The sequence below is a fragment of the Mucilaginibacter sp. P1_A3 genome (genome assembly GCF_056406855.1).
The window spans coordinates 302,133-321,122 of record NZ_JBFTZJ010000007.1 but is presented as its reverse complement, the minus strand read 5'-3'; the positions used below and the strand labels follow the sequence as shown (position 1 = coordinate 321,122).

21 protein-coding genes are annotated in these 18,990 nt (G+C 40.8%); 16 read left to right on the top strand and 5 right to left on the bottom strand.

Annotation, left to right across the window (positions count from 1 at the left end):
- Position 1: 1 nt before the first annotated feature.
- Entirely contained in the window at positions 2–1,123 is a 1,122-nt protein-coding gene (nagA, locus tag AC1D0K_RS16795) for an N-acetylglucosamine-6-phosphate deacetylase (RefSeq protein WP_477391088.1), read from the top strand.
- Between the two features lie 125 nt (positions 1,124–1,248).
- Positions 1,249–1,953 (top strand): UMP kinase, encoded by a 705-nt coding sequence (gene pyrH / locus AC1D0K_RS16790; RefSeq protein WP_295721833.1) that lies wholly within the window; start codon positions 1,249–1,251, stop codon positions 1,951–1,953.
- A 418-nt stretch (positions 1,954–2,371) separates the two neighbouring features.
- On the opposite strand, the gene AC1D0K_RS16785 is transcribed toward pyrH, so the two are convergent.
- From AC1D0K_RS16785 to AC1D0K_RS16775, 3 genes are read right to left on the bottom strand one after another with little or no spacing between them, the layout of a single operon-like run.
- Positions 2,372–3,277, bottom strand: a complete 906-nt coding sequence (locus AC1D0K_RS16785) for a prohibitin family protein (RefSeq protein WP_477391086.1) — start codon at positions 3,275–3,277, stop codon at positions 2,372–2,374.
- 9 nt (positions 3,278–3,286) lie between these two features.
- Complete coding sequence (locus tag AC1D0K_RS16780; RefSeq protein WP_295721829.1) at positions 3,287–3,475, bottom strand: DUF6358 family protein; 189 nt, start codon at positions 3,473–3,475, stop codon at positions 3,287–3,289.
- A gap of 2 nt (positions 3,476–3,477) precedes the next feature.
- Positions 3,478–3,792 carry a rhodanese-like domain-containing protein gene (locus AC1D0K_RS16775; protein WP_295721827.1) on the bottom strand — a complete coding sequence of 105 codons (315 nt, stop codon included), beginning with the start codon at positions 3,790–3,792 and terminating at the stop codon, positions 3,478–3,480.
- 210 nt (positions 3,793–4,002) lie between these two features.
- On the opposite strand from AC1D0K_RS16775, the gene AC1D0K_RS16770 reads away from it, so the two are divergent.
- The 6 genes from AC1D0K_RS16770 (at position 4,003) to tnpA (ending at position 8,594) form a co-directional block, all read left to right on the top strand.
- Complete coding sequence (locus AC1D0K_RS16770; RefSeq protein ID WP_295721825.1) at positions 4,003–5,121, top strand: DUF4407 domain-containing protein; 1,119 nt, start codon at positions 4,003–4,005, stop codon at positions 5,119–5,121.
- 99 nt (positions 5,122–5,220) lie between these two features.
- Complete coding sequence (locus tag AC1D0K_RS16765) at positions 5,221–5,649, top strand: PepSY-like domain-containing protein (RefSeq protein WP_477391082.1); 429 nt, start codon at positions 5,221–5,223, stop codon at positions 5,647–5,649.
- Between the two features lie 144 nt (positions 5,650–5,793).
- Positions 5,794–6,042, top strand: coding sequence for a helix-turn-helix domain-containing protein (locus AC1D0K_RS16760; protein WP_295721822.1), 249 nt, complete (start codon positions 5,794–5,796; stop codon positions 6,040–6,042).
- Positions 6,043–6,087: 45 nt separating this feature from the next.
- A complete protein-coding gene (locus AC1D0K_RS16755) occupies positions 6,088–6,735 on the top strand; it encodes an HD domain-containing protein (protein ID WP_477391079.1) in 648 nt (215 codons plus the stop codon).
- Between the two features lie 34 nt (positions 6,736–6,769).
- Positions 6,770–8,080, top strand: a complete 1,311-nt coding sequence (locus AC1D0K_RS16750; protein ID WP_477391077.1) for a carbohydrate porin — start codon at positions 6,770–6,772, stop codon at positions 8,078–8,080.
- A 52-nt stretch (positions 8,081–8,132) separates the two neighbouring features.
- Complete coding sequence (tnpA, locus tag AC1D0K_RS16745) at positions 8,133–8,594, top strand: IS200/IS605 family transposase (RefSeq protein WP_477391075.1); 462 nt, start codon at positions 8,133–8,135, stop codon at positions 8,592–8,594.
- Between the two features lie 479 nt (positions 8,595–9,073).
- Here tnpA and AC1D0K_RS16740 read toward each other — a convergent pair whose 3' ends face one another.
- Positions 9,074–9,958, bottom strand: coding sequence for a UbiA family prenyltransferase (locus tag AC1D0K_RS16740; RefSeq protein WP_477391073.1), 885 nt, complete (start codon positions 9,956–9,958; stop codon positions 9,074–9,076).
- Positions 9,959–10,099: 141 nt separating this feature from the next.
- Between AC1D0K_RS16740 and AC1D0K_RS16735 the strand changes: the two genes are divergently transcribed.
- Genes AC1D0K_RS16735 through AC1D0K_RS16700 form a run of 8 tightly spaced genes read left to right on the top strand, consistent with a single transcriptional unit; the run spans position 10,100 to position 17,183 of the window.
- Positions 10,100–10,630, top strand: coding sequence for a YceI family protein (locus AC1D0K_RS16735; protein WP_477391071.1), 531 nt, complete (start codon positions 10,100–10,102; stop codon positions 10,628–10,630).
- Between the two features lie 18 nt (positions 10,631–10,648).
- Positions 10,649–11,758 (top strand): type III polyketide synthase, encoded by a 1,110-nt coding sequence (locus AC1D0K_RS16730; protein WP_477391069.1) that lies wholly within the window; start codon positions 10,649–10,651, stop codon positions 11,756–11,758.
- Between the two features lie 5 nt (positions 11,759–11,763).
- Complete coding sequence (locus AC1D0K_RS16725; RefSeq protein WP_477391067.1) at positions 11,764–12,888, top strand: NAD(P)/FAD-dependent oxidoreductase; 1,125 nt, start codon at positions 11,764–11,766, stop codon at positions 12,886–12,888.
- 18 nt (positions 12,889–12,906) lie between these two features.
- Entirely contained in the window at positions 12,907–13,605 is a 699-nt protein-coding gene (locus AC1D0K_RS16720; protein ID WP_477391065.1) for a methyltransferase domain-containing protein, read from the top strand.
- 9 nt (positions 13,606–13,614) lie between these two features.
- Positions 13,615–14,679, top strand: coding sequence for a sensor histidine kinase (locus tag AC1D0K_RS16715; protein WP_477391063.1), 1,065 nt, complete (start codon positions 13,615–13,617; stop codon positions 14,677–14,679).
- Positions 14,680–14,726: 47 nt separating this feature from the next.
- Entirely contained in the window at positions 14,727–15,377 is a 651-nt protein-coding gene (locus AC1D0K_RS16710) for a DUF47 domain-containing protein (RefSeq protein ID WP_295721800.1), read from the top strand.
- Between the two features lie 21 nt (positions 15,378–15,398).
- Positions 15,399–16,409, top strand: a complete 1,011-nt coding sequence (locus AC1D0K_RS16705; protein ID WP_295721798.1) for an inorganic phosphate transporter — start codon at positions 15,399–15,401, stop codon at positions 16,407–16,409.
- 42 nt (positions 16,410–16,451) lie between these two features.
- Positions 16,452–17,183, top strand: coding sequence for a DUF4197 domain-containing protein (locus AC1D0K_RS16700; protein WP_477391060.1), 732 nt, complete (start codon positions 16,452–16,454; stop codon positions 17,181–17,183).
- A gap of 158 nt (positions 17,184–17,341) precedes the next feature.
- On the opposite strand, the gene porX is transcribed toward AC1D0K_RS16700, so the two are convergent.
- Positions 17,342–18,895, bottom strand: coding sequence for a T9SS response regulator signal transducer PorX (gene porX, locus AC1D0K_RS16695; RefSeq protein WP_295721794.1), 1,554 nt, complete (start codon positions 18,893–18,895; stop codon positions 17,342–17,344).
- Positions 18,896–18,990: the final 95 nt, after the last annotated feature.

Below are 18,990 nucleotides of genomic sequence, written 5' to 3'. Positions count from 1 at the left end.
TATGGTAACAGCACTCTACAATCTCCAACTTATTTCAAACGGGCAAATTGCCCGGGGCAAAGCCGTTTTAATTTCTGGCACATCAATCATCGATGTTATTGAGGATACAGCTATCCCCGCCGATGCTGAAAGAAAAGATCTTAATGGTTCATACCTTGCCCCCGGTTTTATCGACCTCCAAATTTATGGCAGCGGTGGAAAGCTTTTTGCCGGCACACCAACTGTTGATGCATTAGCGCGTTTAGAAACAGACTTGCTTAACCAGGGAACTACAGGCGTTTTTGCGACCATTGGCACCAATACCAATGACATTGTTGAAGCGGGTATCGATGCTGCTAAACTATACCGTAAAGAAGCCAAGGGTGCTTTTTGGGGCTTGCACCTGGAGGGGCCATATTTAAACCCGGCAAAAAAGGGTGCGCATCCGGAAAAGTATATTAAGAAAGCTACCCTTGCCGAGGTTGAAGGCTGGGTAGAACGTGCCGAAGGTGAGATAAAAATGATTACCATAGCGCCCGAGCTGCAGGATCAGGAAGTGATTGATTACTTATATAGCCAGGGCATCATCATTTCTTCGGGCCATAGCAATGCTACGTATGCCGAAGGAAAGGCTTTTTTAAATAAACCAGTGCAGGCGGTAACGCATTTGTTTAATGCCATGCCGCAGATGCATCACCGCGAACCGGGTTATATCCCTGCTATTTTTGAAGAGCGGCCATATACCAGCATTGTAGCCGACGGTATTCATGTTGATTTCGCGATGATCCGGTTGGCTAAACGCGAACTGGGTGATAAGCTATATTTAATTACCGATGCCGTAACCTCAACTAAAGAGGGTACTTATCAACATGAATTAAGAGGCGACAGGTATACCATGCCCGATGGCACACTCTCGGGCTCATGCCTTACCATGTTGAAGGCTGTTGAAAATTGTGTAAAATGTGTGGGTATTAACCTTGCCGAAGCAGTTAACATGGCCTCGTTATACCCCGCTCAACTGGCAAAACAACTTAAAAAGGGCAAAATAGAAAAAGGCTTTGATGCCGACCTTGTTATTTTTAATGCTGATTTTGAGGTGGAAGGCACCATTTTACAAGGTGATTTTTTAACAAAGACAACATAAAATTTTAACACTGATTTTTATTCTTTATTTTTGGCGAACTACGCACATATGAACAGAGCTATATCAATTCATGATATCCACAAAAGCAAGTTCCATCTATTTCTATTATTAACAAATCACACCAAATGAAGTACAAAAGAATTTTACTGAAACTTTCGGGCGAATCGCTGATGGGCACCAGGCAATATGGTATTGATAATGCCCAGGTTTTGCAATATGCCCAGGACATAAAAAACGTTTATGACGCGGGGATCGAAATTGCAATCGTTGTTGGTGGCGGTAATATTTTCAGGGGGTTAAGCGCAGAAAAATCAGGTATGGAACGCGCTCAGGCCGACTATATGGGTATGCTTGCTACTGTGATCAATTGCATGGCCCTGCAAAATGCGCTGGAAAGCATTGGCGTGGAAACCCGCCTGCAATCGGCCATTAAAATGGAACAAATTTGTGAGCCATACATCCGCCGCCGTGCTATGCACCATTTAGAGGTTGGTAAAATAGTAATATTTGGCGCCGGTACCGGTAACCCATATTTCACCACTGATACCGCTGCATCATTACGCGCTATTGAAATTAAAGCAGACGTTGTACTGAAAGGTACCCGTGTTGATGGTATCTACACAGCCGATCCTGAAAAAGATCCTTCGGCTACCCGTTATGACGAAATTTCTTTCCAGGAAGTATATGACAAAGGCTTAAATGTAATGGATATGACAGCCATAACCCTTTGCCAGGAAAACAAGCTGCCTATTATTGTATTTGATATGAACAAAGAGGGTAATTTTATGAAGATAGCCCTTGGCGAAGCCATAGGTACGCTGGTGAGGTAGGGAATTTCTCAATTATTTTATCATTTTGGATGATAGAATTTGGGAAACTCTAAAGGGGAAATGACGTTTTAAAACGCTTGTCACCCAGAGAGGCTGTCTAAAAATAAACAAACCACGCGTCATTGCGAGTGATAAAATCCGGGGGGAACACTGAAGGAGAAATGACGTTAAAAAGGTTTGTCATCCTGAACGCAGTGAAGGATCTATTCTCAGACTTTACAGAGCGAAGAAGCATGGCGAATAACAGATCCTTCACTGCGTTCAGGATGACAAACCTTTTTTTGCGAACGCGGCATACGTAGGAACAAAGATTCATGCTACGCGATAAATGATAAAGGCCGCCCGGATAGGGTGGCCTTTATCATTTATGGTTTCAAACAAGGTTCGTGAAATTCGCCTTAATTCGTGAAATTCGTGTTTATTTGTCGCTCAGCATTATTGGGTTTCCTCTGCCTCCGCCAATAATGATCACTTTGGCATTTGGCGAAGTAGCGATAGCCATTTGTGCCTTGATGGTTTCGTATTGTAACTGTTTATCAGACAAGCCGGTTGAAAGAATTTTTTGGTAGTCGGCGATACCTTGTGCTTCTACCCGTTTACGTTCTGCTTCCTGTTTCTCTTTCTGTAACACAAATTGCATTTTCTGAGCATCCTGCTCGGCGTTTATCTTTGATTCGATGCTTGCCCTTACAGATGCTGGCAGGGTGATATTGCGCACGAGAATCTGCTGAAGTTCCAACCCTCTTTTAGCAAAGTTTGCCGTTATGTAACGGTTTATTTTATCCTGGAATTCCTGCCTTTTGGTTGAATACAAGTCAACCGCTGCGTAATTTACCGCGTTGTCACGTATGGCAGTGCGGGCCACCGGGCGAACAATTTTGCCGATATAATCTTCGCCGATGTTTTGCAAAATGTAACCGGCCTTATCGGGCATTACTTTGTATAACACCGATAGATCGATGGTAACCTCTAACCCGTCAGAAGATAATACACGGATCGCGTCATCGCCCTCCTTCTGCCCTTCGCTGCTAACAGCGCTCATGGTATAGGTTTGGGTTTGAGTATCGAAAATAGTGATCTCAACAGCGGGATTAATAATGTGCAATCCGCTCTCTAAAACATTATCCTGTACCTTGCCGAAAAGGGTTTGCACTCCTACTTTGCCCGGTTCAATAACCTTAAACATGGATAACAGCAGCCCTATGGCTACCATTGCTCCTCCGGCTATACTTACTATATTACTGAAGTGATTTGCGGGCTCAGGTGAGCGTTTGAGTACTATACCCACCACGAGTACAATAACTCCTAATATTGCTATAAACATGCAATGAAGTTACACCTTTTTCTGAGAGTTCTTTACGTCTTTTAACAGTCTTATTTTTAAGATTATAACAACAACTCCGGCAAATATAGCTACGCCCACAACCGGGTAGTTTTTGGCCAGAAAATATTGATATGCTACAAAGGCGCACAATACCACCCCTATGGTATACAATACATTGAGCACTAATTTAAAGCCCATGGTTAATATACATTAAGTGTAGGGTCAATTTCTGCAGCCCAGGCTAAAATGCCGCCGCTTAAATTAGATAGATTGGTGAAGCCACGTTGTTCCAGCTGCATAATAGCGGCTGCACTGCGTTTACCACTGCGGCACATTACTACCACCGGTTTATCTTTACGGATCTTTTCGGCTTCAATTAAAATACCTCCAAGAGGTATTAACTGGCCGCCCAAATTTGATGTTTCATATTCAAAATCTTCCCTGACGTCAATCAGTTGAAAATCCTCACCTTTGTCAATTTTCTCTTTTAGTTCCTGTACGGTTATCTCGTTCATGATTAATAAAATTATAACCCAAAGGTAGCTTTTTTTCTATTGCAAATAATTATGCTCAAATTTTGTAACAATCAATACCTAAGAGCGTTTATTATATGGTTTGCTGTATAAAGCGCTATTTTTAGCACCAAAAAGGCAGTGGATTGATAATGTGCGATTAATAATTTTACATAAATATTAACCGGCATTAAATTTAAACAGATCATATAGATGAAAAAAGTTACCCGCTTTTTCTGGTTTTGTTCAGGAGCACATATAGATACCCTAAAAAAATACCCCATCGAGCATAATAAGTATGTGGGTATTGGAGCTACCATATTTTTCACGGCGCTGTTTGCCTCCCTGTCTGGTGGTTATGCCATGTACTTTGTTTTTAATGGCGATGCCTTTGCTGTAGGGTTTGCCATTTTATTTGGATTACTATGGGGAACAGCCATTTTTAATATGGACCGTTATATAGTATCCAGCATTAATAAAGAGGGTACAACCAATCAGCAGATATTGCAGGCTTCTCCGCGTATTTTACTGGCTATCATGATTGGTATAGTTATATCCCGCCCCCTGGAGTTGAAGATATTTGATAAGGAGATCCGTCAGAAATTAAAAACGTCCTATCTGAAAGGGCAGCACCGTAAAATTGATACGCTCGAAAAAACATACAATCAAAAGTATGCAATGGAGATGGGTAAGAACAATGATCTGAAGAAAGAAAAAGACTCCCTGGAAAAAGATATCAACCGTTCCCGTTTCCTGCTTAACCAGGAAGTATTTGGTGATAAAACCAATCAAACATCGGGCATTACCGGCTACGGTACCTATGCCAAACAAAAACAAAGTGTATTGGAGGAAAAAGAAAACCGGCTAAAAACGGTAACGGATAACCTGGGCCAAATGGATCAATACCTGAGCAAGCGAAAGGACTATGAGGGCCTCAACAGCACCAGGTTGTTTACCGATCATCAACTGGATAGCCTATCCAATGTAGCGGGCTTTGCAGATCGTAACTGGGCGCTTGGGCAGTTATCCTTCAACGAAAACGGCACCCGCGACCTGGATACTTATATGGCCATATCTTTTATAGGTTACCTGTTTATTTTATTTGAGTGTTTGCCTGTGTTTGTAAAGCTCATGTCGCCTAAAGGTCCGTACGATACCGCTATAGCCAAAACTGCCGAAGCTAATCTATATATGGCCGAAAAGGAGAAGAACAGGGACATTACTGTTACTGACGATACCTACGAGCATAATTTGGGTATCGATGTGGAGCGGCGTAAAAAAATCATCACATCACAATCCGATTATGATTTTGAGCGGCATACTTATGATTGATGCAATCTGATATTACTGTTTCATTATCAGGTGTTTCCGAAGAAATAAACCCAAATTTCTACAGATTGGTAATTTATACTTGTGTAAAGTAAAATTATCATGAAAAAGAAATTTGAATTATTAATGGTACTGGGTTTTGCATCCGGCGTTGTTATGGCACAGGATTTAAAATCCAAAGATGTGCCTGCTGTAGTTAAAGCGGCATTGGTTTCTAAATACCCTGCGGCGACCAAAGTAAGCTGGGAAAAAGAAAAGGGTAATTACGAGGCTAATTGGGGCGGTAAATCGGGCGAGGATAATTCGGCTTCATTCACACCTGCCGGTATTTTTATAGAGATTGTTAATTCAATTAAAATAAGCGATCTGCCAAAAAATATAGCCCCTTATGTAGAAACCCATTATAAAGGGTCGAAAATAAAAGAAGCCGGAAAAGTTACTGATGCTGCAGGTAGAACTTTTTATGAGGCAGAAATAAAAGGCGGCGACCTTATTTTTGATGATAAAGGAAACTTTGTTAAAAAAGATTAATAGGCGGATTAATTTAAGGCAATATGGACAGATACAAAAAACTGATTCTTTAATGACAGAAAGAAAAGTTTCTATAAAACTAAAAAGTGTAAATCCAGTTCTTAATTAATCTCGTTTATTGATAATAATAAATAAACTAATTTGATGAAAGATACGCTGAACTATAAGATCAAGGCAATTGCTGTTAATATAAGACACACGCGCGAGCAGTTAAACTACACGCAGGAGTATCTTGCCGCTAAATTGAATATATCGCAAAATGCATATAGTAAAATTGAGTTGGGCTATACCAAAATAACCGTTGAAAGGCTATTCCAGGTGGCCGCCATATTAGATGTAGATATTTACTCCCTGATAGACACAGAAAGATTGTCGCTTGTTAATAATTTATAAATTATCCGTTGTTTCATCGAGGGCAATAATATCTTTGCACCCGTTATGGAGACAGCCAATCTGATTGATAATACGGTACAATTTGTACGCGATACCCTTAAAAATGCCGAAGGTGGCCACGACTGGTGGCACATACACCGGGTATGGACCAATGCCAAACTAATTGCACAAACCGAAAAAGCCAACTTGCTTATCGTTGAGCTTGCAGCCCTGCTTCATGATATTGCCGATAGTAAGTTCCATAATGGGGATGAAGAAATTGGTCCGCTTACAGCCGGCAATTATTTGCAGAGCGTAAATGTTGATGCAGATGTTATTGTACATGTGCAACAGATCATCAGGTATATGTCGTTTAAATCAAGCTTTGATAAGCCATCCTTCCACTCTCCGGAATTAGCTATAGTACAAGATGCCGACAGGCTTGATGCCATTGGCGCTATAGGCATAGCCAGGGCCTTTACTTATGGCGGCTTTAAAGGCCGTGAAATTTATAACCCCGAAATTGAGCCCAATTTAAATATGAGCAAAGAGGAGTATAAAAACTCCCCTGCGCCTTCAATCAACCACTTTTACGAAAAACTATTATTACTGAAAGATAAGATGAACACCGCCACCGGCCGTAAGCTGGCCCAACAGCGTCATCAATTTATGGAAGCTTATTTGCAGCAATTCTACCTGGAATGCAAACCATAGGTTAAAAAAAACGTTTCAGCATCAATTATTATTTATGAAAAAAACTTTACTATTTATAATTCCCCTGTTAAGTATAGGTGTTATTACAAAAGCACAGGATACGTTAAAGCAACAGCGCTTTAATTTTCATTTCCAGCAAACCATTATTACCCAGTATAAACCATCATTTGGCGCCGATTATACCGGCAACAATAGTTTGCTCACCAAATCAGAAACACAAAGCTCATTAACCACTACCTTTTTTGGCGCTGCACGCCTTTGGAAAGGGGCTTCAGCTTATTTTAATCCCGAAATGTCTGGTGGATCGGGCCTGAGTAAAACGCTGGGTGTAGCAGGTTTTCCCAATGGCGAAACTTTTAGGGTTGGCGGTTCGGAACCTAAAATTTATATAGCCCGTTTATATTTTACCCAGAATTTTGAATGGGGAAAAGATAAAGACACACTACAGGATGATGCCAACCAATTGGCTGGTTTAAAAAGCAAACGTTATTTTTCTGTTACCGTTGGTAAATTTGGTATGGCCGATTTTTATGATGGTAACGAGTTTAGTCATGACCCAAGGTCGCAGTTCATGAACTGGGCGTTAATGGATAACGGTGCGTGGGATTATCCGGCAAACACCCGCGGCTATGCCATGGGTGTACATACTGAATTGGGTATGCCCAACTGGACGTTAAGGTTTGCCTTCACCATGTCGACAACCACGGCCAATGGCGCTATATGGGACGCAAAAATTGGGAAAGCCAATACCCAAACCCTGGAGTATGAAAGGCGCTACACCCTTGGCGGCAACAAAGGGACCGTGAGGGTATTGGGTTTTCGTAACAATGGCAAAATGGGCAATTACCGGCAGGCGCTGGCTATTAATGCGGTTAATCCTGTTGTTGATACCAACCTGGTTTATGGCAAACATAAATATGGTTTCGGCATTAGTGCTGATCAATACCTGAGCAAGGATTTTGGCGTATTTGCCAAAGTAAGCTATAACGATGGCCATACCGAAACCTGGTATTTTACAGAAATAGACCGGTCATTAAGCTTTGGCGCTGTGCTTAAGGGCAACTCATGGAAACGTGGCGATGACGAATTAGGACTTGCATTTGTAGCCAATGGCCTCGCCCGGCCACATCGCGATTACCTTGCTGCCGGCGGATATGGTTTTATTATTGGTGATGGAAAACTAAATTACAGTAATGAACTGATAGCTGAGTTATATTATAAGATAAATGCCTATCAGAAAAAATTCTGGCTTTCGCCCGATTATCAGTTTATCCTAAACCCTGCATACAATAAAGACCGCGGCCCTGTGAATGTGTTTTCGCTGAGGGCGCATATTGAATTTTAATTGTAACGGTATTTAAAGTTTGCAAAAGGCTAATACAATATTAAATTTGTTTATGCCTAATACTTATACACAACTATATATTCATTTTGTATTTGCCGCAAAATACAGGATGGCAATAATTCAACCTGAATGGGAAGAATTGCATCGTTACATTACCGGAATAGTTCAAAATAATGGGCACAAATTACTTGCGATAAACTCTGCAACTGATCATTTACATCTTTTTATTGGCCTTAATCCCAGCCAGTCAATATCCGAGTTAATGCGGCTTGTTAAAGGAGATAGTTCGGAATTTGTAAACAAACAAGGATTTACCAAGAGAAAGTTTCAATGGCAGGAAGGTTATGGAGCTTTCAGCAATAGTAATTCTCAAATTGATTCGGTAGTTAAATACATCAACAATCAAAAAGAACATCATCGAAAGAAATCATTCAAAGAAGAGTATTTGAATATTTTGAAAGATTATTCGGTTAATTATGATGAAAAATATGTGTTTCGGGATTTGATAGATTGATTGCCCTGCGCTTTATTGGGTAGCCTCTACGAGGCAAAATAAACAGCCCTGTTTTTTCTACAAGCAGGTAATCCCTACGGGACATATTTGCATGTTAAAAAAATGATTAGTCCTTTTGTAAGGTGTATATCCCATTGGGGTATTGATTATATCTTAATTGTAGATGCCTCGTTGCGGCTACCTGATTGCAGAACTGGATTTGATAAATCGATTACCTAGCGTTTATCGGGTAGCTTCTACGAGGCAAAATAAACTACTTGTTTTTTCTACAAACAGGTAATCCCTACGGGATATGTTTGCATGTTAAAGAATGACACTAAGCGTTTATAGGGTGTATATCCTCACGGGATATTTGTTATATCAATTGGAAATGTCTTAAATGCCTCGTAGAGGCTACCTGTTTGTAGCCCCCCCCCCAAAATGAATGATCGCTTTGCTCCGTAGGAGCTACCTATCTACCACCTGCTCTTTTAAACAGATTACCCAATCAGCGCCAGCGTCCCAAAATAGATCAGCATACATCCCGAACTTAAAAAATTCATCCGCATGGCATTTTTAAAGTTGGCGTTATCGGTTGATTTACCCACTTTGTAAAACCAATAATTAAAAAATAAAAATATAGGCAGCGCGCATACCAGGAAAAAATAAAAGTTATACATTTTATCCGCGGTATGCCAGTAATAAAACGAGCAGGCAATTCCCAATGCAAATAACGCTCCCGAAAAGATAAACGACCCTTTATAACCCAGCAAAAGGCTAATGGTGTTGTCGCCGCGGCGGCTATCTTCTTCATGCTGGTAAACCTGTGTTAATGGATATGATGCCCCAATCAAACAAGAACATATTGCCCCGGCTACTATAAAGCTAATATCCCAATGCCTCAATAAGCTTAACCCGCTTAATGCCGAAAAAGTGACATAATAGATAAAAGCCCCCTGGAAAAAGAAAACAGTAAGAAAGCTAATGATGGGGTATTTTTTTAACCGGGTTGCCGGGTGACTATAAAGTTTAGACATGATGCCATAAAGCAATACCGCGAAAGCAAATTCCCAACTGATTAAAAAACTCAATAAAAAAGCCAAAGCCTCCAGCAAAATGGAAAAATAATAAAGGCTGATATCTACTTGGGGCGGCTTTTCTAAAAGGCCGATACTATCTTCATCCTTATCAAAATAGCTGTTATATCCATTACTTGCCGGGAATGCCAAAAAATGCCAGATTAAAAACACCAATATTGCATTAACAGGATCAATAAACGGCACCTGGCTAAAGGCAAACAAATATACCGGCAGCAGGAAGACAGAAAAAACAAAACGCAGGTGTGCAAGTGCCGAAGATGTAGGTATAATTTGATTAATTTTCATTCAATTGATGCATATTAGAAAGATGAAGGCAACGGTGACTGTTTACTAAACGTTATAAACATAAAATAGGATGCTTCATTTCACTAAAGTAAAAATTAGTATTGCATAAATCATTATGTTTGAAAACTACGTTATTATACCATGATTAAAAAAATATATGCAATAGCAATCTTAGCTTTTTTAGCTATAAACACCTTTGCACAAAGCAAGGTAACACACTCAAATGTCTCTTTTAAAATTAAAAACCTGGGCTTTAATGTAAGCGGGAATTTTGGAGGCGTTAATGCTGATATTCAGTTTAAGCCAACCAACCTTGCGGGTAGCTCAATAGAAGCTTCGGTAGCATCCAATAGTTTGAATACCGATAACGAAAGCCGGGATAGCCACATCAAAAGTGAAGCCTACTTTGATGTAGCCAAATATCCTAAGATCACCGTAAAATCGGTTTCATTTAAACATACAAGCGGAAACAACTATACGGGCAGTTTTAACGTAAGTATTAAAGATAAAACAAAGTTGATAGAAATACCTTTTACGTATACTGAAGCGGGCAATACCGCAATATTTAAAGGGGGATTCCAGGTTTTAAGAACCGACTTTGGCATTGGCGGCCAAAATATTGTGCTATCAAACGAAGCCAATATCCTGGTAGAAACAGAGATTAGCAAATAAAAGGTTTAAAAAAAATTAATGGAGAGTTGCATTAGTGCCATCGGGATAGCAAATCCCCATAACCGTATTGCCCAGGCTGATATTTACCACTTTATGGTGAACGCTTTTGGGTTGGATAATACAAATGCAGCAAGGTTAAAAAGCATTTATGATAATTCTGGTATCGATCATCGGTATTCGGTAATTAAGGATTTTGGCGAAAGCGACCCATCTAATTATACCTTTTTTGATCCATCAGGAAATTTTGATCCTTTCCCTGACACGCAGAAGCGACTGAAGTTTTACGAAAATGAAGCGATAGCTATAGCCATTAATGCTGTAAAAAACTGCATTGCGGGCTTTGAAGAAGGTGTTTTAAAGCAGGTAACACACCTGATAACCATAAGCTGTACCGGTATGCATGCCCCTGGCATTGATATCGAGCTCGTAGAAAAGCTTGGCCTTAATCGCGATACCGAGCGCACCTGTATCAATTTTATGGGATGCTATGGTGCAATTAACGGTTTAAAGGTTGCAGACTATATTTGCCGGGCCACCCCAGAAGCAAAAGTACTGGTGGTAAGTGTAGAACTTTGTACCCTGCATTTTCAAAAAGATAATACGCTGGATAATTGGGTTGCCAATTCCCTGTTCTCTGATGGAGCAGCTGCGGTATTGGTCGAAAATACATCACAACGTTTGAGTAAAGGAACTCACCTCTCTTTAAAAAATTTCTACTCGGAATTTGTGATCGAAGCCCGCGATGATATGGGCTGGTATGTGGGCAATACCGGTTTTGAAATGAAGCTTACATCGCGCGTATCTAAACAGATCAAAAAAAACATAAAGGCCTTAACCGGCAGGTTTTTGCAAAAAGCAAAACTTGATGCCGGGCAGATCACCGCGTACGCCGTGCATCCCGGTGGCCGTAAAATACTGGAAGCGGTTGAAGAGGCATTGGAACTTCCCGAAGAAAGTAATGCGTTTGCTTACCAGGTATTACAGGAATACGGAAACATGTCATCTGCCACTATTCTTTTTGTGTTGCAGAAAATGCTTAAGGCCGGAAACCTGGTAGATCAAAAGATCATGAGCTTTGCTTTTGGACCCGGTTTAACGGTTGAAGGTATGATACTTGAAATGCATTAACCCACATGAGCGACGTATTGATAGTTGGTGGCGGCCTGGCCGGATTATTTAATGCGATATTGCTTAACCGCGCCGGATTAAAGGTTACCCTTATCGAAAAAAAGACCTACCCGATGCACCGGGTATGCGGCGAATATATCTCCAACGAAGTAATTCCCTTTCTCGGCAGCTTAGATATTGATCTTGATCAGTTGAACGTTTCCCGCATCAACCGGGTAGAAGTTACAGCGGCATCAGGCACCAAGTTTTCACAAAAGCTTGATTTGGGTGGTTTTGGATTGAGTCGTTACACTTTTGATAACTTCCTTTACCATAAAGCGATGGTGGAAGGGGTAAACTTCATGATTGGCACACGGGTGGAGGACATTCATTTTAAAGACAATCATTTCGACGTGGTTACTCCCGGCGCGGTGCTGACTGCCCCGTTGGTTATCGGCTCATTTGGTAAACGATCAAACCTCGACCAAAAACTGAAACGGCCATTTTTTTATAAACGAAGTCCGTACCTGGCGGTAAAGTTTCATGTAAAAATGGATTTTCCGGATGATCTTATCCAGCTTAATAATTATAAAGATGGCTATTGCGGCGTAAGCAAAACAGATGGCGACAGGTACTGCATGTGCTATATGGCGCACCGGGACGACCTGCGTAAGTACGGCACATTACAGGCTTTAGAGGATAACATCATTCGTAAAAACCCTTATTTAAACGATATTTTTACCAACGCAGAATTTTTGCTGGATAAGCCCGAAGTGATCAATGAGATCTCATTTGAGAAAAAGGCCCCGGTTGATAACCACATCCTGATGAGCGGAGATACCGCCGGGATGATTGCTCCACTTTGCGGCAATGGGATGACTATGGCTATTCACTCGGCTAAGATACTATCAGAGAAAATTATCAGCCATTATAAGCCTGGTAAATTTGTTGACAGCAATCGTGCAAGCCTGGAAGCCGACTATACAGAGAGCTGGAATAAGCAATTTGCACAGCGTTTGTGGGTTGGGCGACAGTTACAACGGTTGTTTGGCAATAACAATACCACCGCGCTTACCCTGCACCTGTTAAACGGCCTGCCACCATTATCCCGTTACCTGATAAGTAAAACCCATGGCAAACCTTTTGCCTGATATAAGCGTATTTACGATATGCCCGATTTATCAATCCGCGTTTTTGATGCCGAGATCATGGATGATCTCTATTTGCCATATAATGAAATAGCCCCGGTCTTAGAGGGGTTAGGTAAAGTAAACTCCTGGTTTGGCGGGCATAATAGTATAATAGACAGCCTCAAAAAATTTCCGGTGTATAATGGTTATTCGGTTAGTGATTGGGGCTGTGGTGGTGGCGACACGCTGATTGCCATTGCCAATTGGGCTAAGCATCAGCAAATTCACCTAAAACTTACGGGTATTGACGCGGCCCCCGCGGCAATCAATTTTGCAGGCAAGGCATCAAAGGGCTTTAATAATATCAGCTATGTACAAGCCGATGTGATAAAGGATATTCATTTGCTGGGCAAACACGATATCATTATCAGCAGCCTGTTTACGCATCATTTTGATGATGAGCATTGGATACAGATGATCAAAAATATGCATGCATCTGCCGGCAAAGGCATCATTATTACCGATCTGCACCGGCATTGGTTATTATACTACGCGGTTATAGTGATAACCCATGTTTTAACCCGAAATAAAATGGTTCGCTATGATGGTCCTTTATCAGTAAAGCGGGCGTTTAAAAAGCACGAATTATTAACCCTGCTAAAAAATGCAGGAATTGATAACTTTAATTTAACATGGAAGTGGCCTTTCCGCTGGCAGTTAGTGATCTATAAATCGTAGCTTTACGCTATGAATTTGCGCGTATTGGTTTTAGTTACCGCAACAGGCGTAGCAATAACGCTGTCGGCAGTAAACTTTTATTTTCAACACAAATGGTACGATGTTATGATCACTTTTACGGCTACCCTTGTCGTAAGCTACATTGTATTTTACTACCTCATAGAAAAGTATATTTACTCGCGCATTAAACTTATTTATAAGCTTATCCATAACCTGAAGTTGGGGCGAGACCTCCGCGATGCCCTTGGCGAGCATGTAACTGCCAACCCAATTGATGATGTTGAGCAGGAAGTAAAAGAATGGGCGAAGCAAAAAAAATCAGAAATTGATGAATTGCGCAAGCAGGAAAAATTTCGCCGGGATTTTTTATCCAATATATCGCACGAGTTTAAAACACCGCTTTTTGCTATACAGGGGTATATAGAAGCCCTGCAGGATGATGATTTTGATGATCGTGAAATGGCAAGGCAGTTTTTGGAGAAAGCCTCAAAAAATGTTGATCGTTTAAGTTACCTGATTAAGGATCTGGATGAGATATCCAAGCTGGAATCGGGCGAGATCCCTATAAATTATACCAAATTTAAGATCAATGATCTTATAAAAGAGGTGTTTGAATCATTGGAGATTAAGGGCAAGCAATACAAGATTAAGCTGATCTTTAAACAAAAATATGATGAAGGCATTATTGTATACGCCGACAGGGAAAAAATAAGGCAGGTTTTGGTGAACCTTATAGATAATTCATTTAAGTACGGCAAAGAGGAAGGCAACACATCAGTAAGCCTGTTTGTACTGCATGACCAGGTTTTGGTTGAAGTTACTGACGATGGAATTGGTATAGAAGAGAAATTTCTGCCGCGCCTGTTTGAACGTTTTTACCGCACCGATACCAGCCGTTCAAGGCAAATTGGTGGTTCGGGTTTGGGGCTGGCTATTGTAAAACATATTATCGAAGCACACCAGCAAACTATTAATGTACGCAGTACCGAGGGGTTGGGATCTACCTTTGGTTTTACTTTGCAAAGAGCAAAACAAACTTTACCTTTCCCAAATATACCAGTGTTAAAAAGTTAACATTAATTTAACATAGCAACCGTACCTTTACCCCAATTTAAAGCAATATGTCACTTAACAGCATTTTCCAGTATTTTGTACCAAAGGATAAAAAAATATTTTTTCCTTTATTTGAGCAAGCGGCCAGCAATGTAGTAACCATGGGTACTATATTGGTTGAAGCGGTTAACTCAAACAACGCCACCACCCGCGAGGAGTTGTTTAAACAGATTGACAAGCTGGAGAACAAAGGGGATGAACTTACACACCAGATATATCTGGAGCTGGGTAAAAACTTCATTACGCCGTTTGATCGTGAAGACATCCACGCTTTAGCTACCGCTATTGATGATGTTGCCGATTATATACAAGGTGCTGCTAACCGCATGAGCCTTTACAGGATAGATGATTTTAATGAGCACATCCGCAAACTATCTGATTTGATTTTGCAAGCCAGTATTGATCTGGAAAAAGCTGTACGCGAATTAAAAGATTTGCGTAACGTACGTAACATTGCCGATTCATGCATTAGGATAAACAGCGTGGAAAACCAGGCTGATTATGTATTTGACCGCGCCGTGGCAGATCTGTTCCTGTACGAAAAGGATGCTATCAGACTTATAAAATATAAAGAGATACTTGCCGCTCTTGAAACCGCTACAGATATGTGCGAAGACGCGGCCAACGTAATGGAATCAATTTTAGTTAAAAACGCTTAAGCATATCCTAATCATCACTAAATGGTTACTTCCCTACTTGTCGTTGTTGTTGTACTTGCTCTTGTTTTTGATTACACAAACGGTTTTCATGACGCTGCCAACTCCATCGCTACCATAGTATCTACTAAAGTACTTACACCTTTCCAGGCTGTGCTCATGGCAGCGGTGTTTAACTTTGCCGCTTACTTTTTTATAAAGGATCATAAAGTTGCCAATACAGTTTCAAAAATTGTACTGGAACATTATGTAACCATGCATGTAATATTAGCCGGCTTAATTGCCGCTATCTCGTGGAATTTAATTACCTGGTGGTTTGGTATCCCTTCAAGCTCATCGCATACACTTATTGGTGGCTTTGCAGGTGCAGGTATGACCAATGCCCTTTATATGGGTGCAAATGCCCTGCATGCTATTGAAATGAAGTATGTGCTTACCATTGTAGCATATATAGTTTTAGCTCCTTTTATTGGTTTAATTATAGCATATATAGTAACCATTTTAATATTAAACATCTGTAAAAGAGCAAGGCCTACTACGGCAGAGCGCTGGTTTAAAAGATTGCAGTTGGTATCGGCAGCGGCGTTAAGTTTTGCACACGGTGGTAATGATGCGCAAAAGGTAATGGGGATATTATATGTAACCTTAATTGCTGCAAAAATTATTCAGCCAGGCGCAGCAATGCCCGAGTGGATACCATTGGCTTGTTACTCTGCCATTGCAGCCGGAACCATGTCTGGTGGCTGGAAGATCGTTAAAACCATGGGATCAAAGATCACCAAGGTAACCCCACTGGAAGGCGTAAGTGCCGAAACAGCTGGTGCCATTACCCTTTTTATTACCGAAAGATTTGGTATTCCGGTTTCAACAACTCATACTATTACCGGTTCAATTATCGGTGTTGGTTTAACCAAACGTGTTTCTGCAGTACGCTGGGGTGTAACCATTAACCTGGTTTGGGCCTGGATAATTACCATCCCAATCTCTGCCCTGATTGCTGCCGGTGTATTTGCCTTATTAAAAGCGATAGGATAATTTTCCAAATACTTGGAGGCATTTTTGTTACTTTTAGCCACTATGAAAAAAATAATATTATCAATAACTGTTTTATTGTTCTTTATAACACTTAGCAGTTGCGATACGCTGAACCAGGTAGCCCAGGCAGCAGTAACAAACCCAGGGGGTAACCCAACAACACTTGAAATTGGCAACGGCCTTAAACAGGCCCTTGAAATAGGAACCGGTAAAAGCTCAGATAAACTATCGGCAGTGGATGGTTTTTTGAAGAACGCGGAGGTTAAGATACTTTTCCCGCCCCAAGCTCAAAAAGCAGAAAAAACACTTAGAAGTATTGGCTTAGGCAGTCTTTGTGATAATGTGATAAGCTCCCTTAATCATGCTGCAGAAGATGCCGCTGTACAGGCAAAACCCATATTTATCAGTGCTATAAAGCAAATGACCTTGCAGGATGTTACCAATATTTTATTGGGTAAAGAAGATGCTGCAACTCAATATTTTAAGCGCACAACAACCCTGCAGTTATCAGACAAGTTTAAACCTGTTGTGCAGTTAAGTTTAAACAAAACAGGTGCTACAAAATACTATACGGATGCAGCCCAGGCCTACAATAAAGTACCATTTGTATCTAAGATTAATCCCGATATCAGCGATTATGTTACCCAAAAAGCTATTGATGGTTTATTTCTGGAGATAGCCAAACAAGAGTTGGATATTCGCCAAAATCTTGGTGCACGCACAACGCCGTTATTGCAAAAGGTATTCGCTTTTGCTGATAAGCAAAAGAAGTAGAGCCCCCCAACCCCCTGAAGGGGAGCTTTTTGATTTGTGCTTTACAGAATTTAAAAATATCAAACATAAAAGGAAAGGCCAATCGCAAAACGATTGGCCTTTCCTTTTATGTTTTTAAAGTCTTCCGCTAATCAGCGGAGAGATTTAGAGGGGCTTTCCTATTTGGGCCCGTAGGTTACAACCGGTATTATCATTTCCTCTAACGAGATGCCTCCATGCTGGAAGGTTTCGTTATAAAAGTTAACAAAGTGGTTATAGTTATTCGGGTACACAAAATAGCTGTCTTCCTTGGCAAACACAAAGCTTGAACTTAAGTGCAGCTTAGGGAGCATAGCATCATGCGGGTTACGGATGTGGAATACTTCTTTAGCATTATAATTAAGGTTTTTACCTTGTTTATAACGTAAGTTGGTATTGGTGTTCCTATCGCCCACTATTTTGCTTGGGTTTTTTACGCGGATGGTACCGTGGTCTGTAGTAATAATTACACGTACTTGTTTCTGTGCCAAAAACTTAAGCAGATCAAACAAAGGCGAGTGCTCAAACCATGATAAGGTTAATGAACGGTAAGCAGCATCATCACTGGCCAGCTCCCGAATCATCTGCATATCGGTACGGGCATGTGATAGCATATCAACAAAGTTGTATACAACCACATTCAGCTCGTTATTCATCAGGTTACTTACCGATTCATTCAAGGCCCGGCCTTCATCAATGTTAAGTATTTTATGGTAAGAGTATTTGCAGTCTCTTTTTAACACCCGTTTTAAATGATCGGCAATAAATTCAGATTCGAAAAGGTTTTTACCTCCTTCATCTTCATCATTTTGCCACATCTGCGGGTATCTTTTTTCCATATCCAAAGGCATCAGGCCGCTAAAAATGGAGTTACGGGCATACTGGGTGGCTGTAGGTAAAATACTGTAATAAGTATCCTCTTCCTCTAACCTGAAATATTCAGAAATTATGGGGTTGATGATCTTAAACTGGTCAAACCTCAGGTTATCTATCAGGATAAAAAACAAAGGCCCCTTGCCATCCATTTTAGGGAACACTTTCTTTTTAAACAATTGCGGCGAGCTGGTAGGCGCCGAATCCGGATTTTTTATCCAGTTTAAATAGTTACGTTCAATAAATTTGCAAAACTGTGTATTGGCTTCAGCTTTTTGCATGGTTAATATCTCGTGCATGCCAGCATCTTCCAGTTTTTCCAGTTCCAGCTCCCAGTAGATGAGTTTTTTGTAAACGTCAACCCATTCCTGGTGGCTCAGGTTATCGTTAAGCGTCATCCCCAGCGTACGGAAATCCATTTGGTAAGCCATGGTTGTTTTTTCGGTAACCAGGCGTTTGTTTTCGGTAAGTTTTTTAATGGTAAGCAGGATCTGCTTGGGGTGAACCGGCTTGATAAGGTAATCATCAATCTTTGAACCGATGGCATCCTCCATTAAATATTCTTCCTCGTTTTTGGTGATCAGCACTATAGGCACATCGTTATTAATGTTCTTGATCTGCTGCAGTGTTTCCAGGCCGGTAAGGCCAGGCATGTTCTCGTCCAGGAAAACCAGGTCGAAATAGCCGCTCTTAAAAGTATCAACAGCATCGTTGCCATTGGTTACGGTTGTAACCTTGTAGCCTTTTTCGTTTAAGAAAAGTATATGTGGTCGTAGCAGGTCAATTTCGTCATCAGCCCATAAAATGGTTGTATCTTGCATAATATCTGTATTTAAGTAGTCTGAATCAGAATTATTTCTGAACCGGAACTTATCGAATTAAGAATAAACAGAACTATCTGCTTGCCAAATATTCA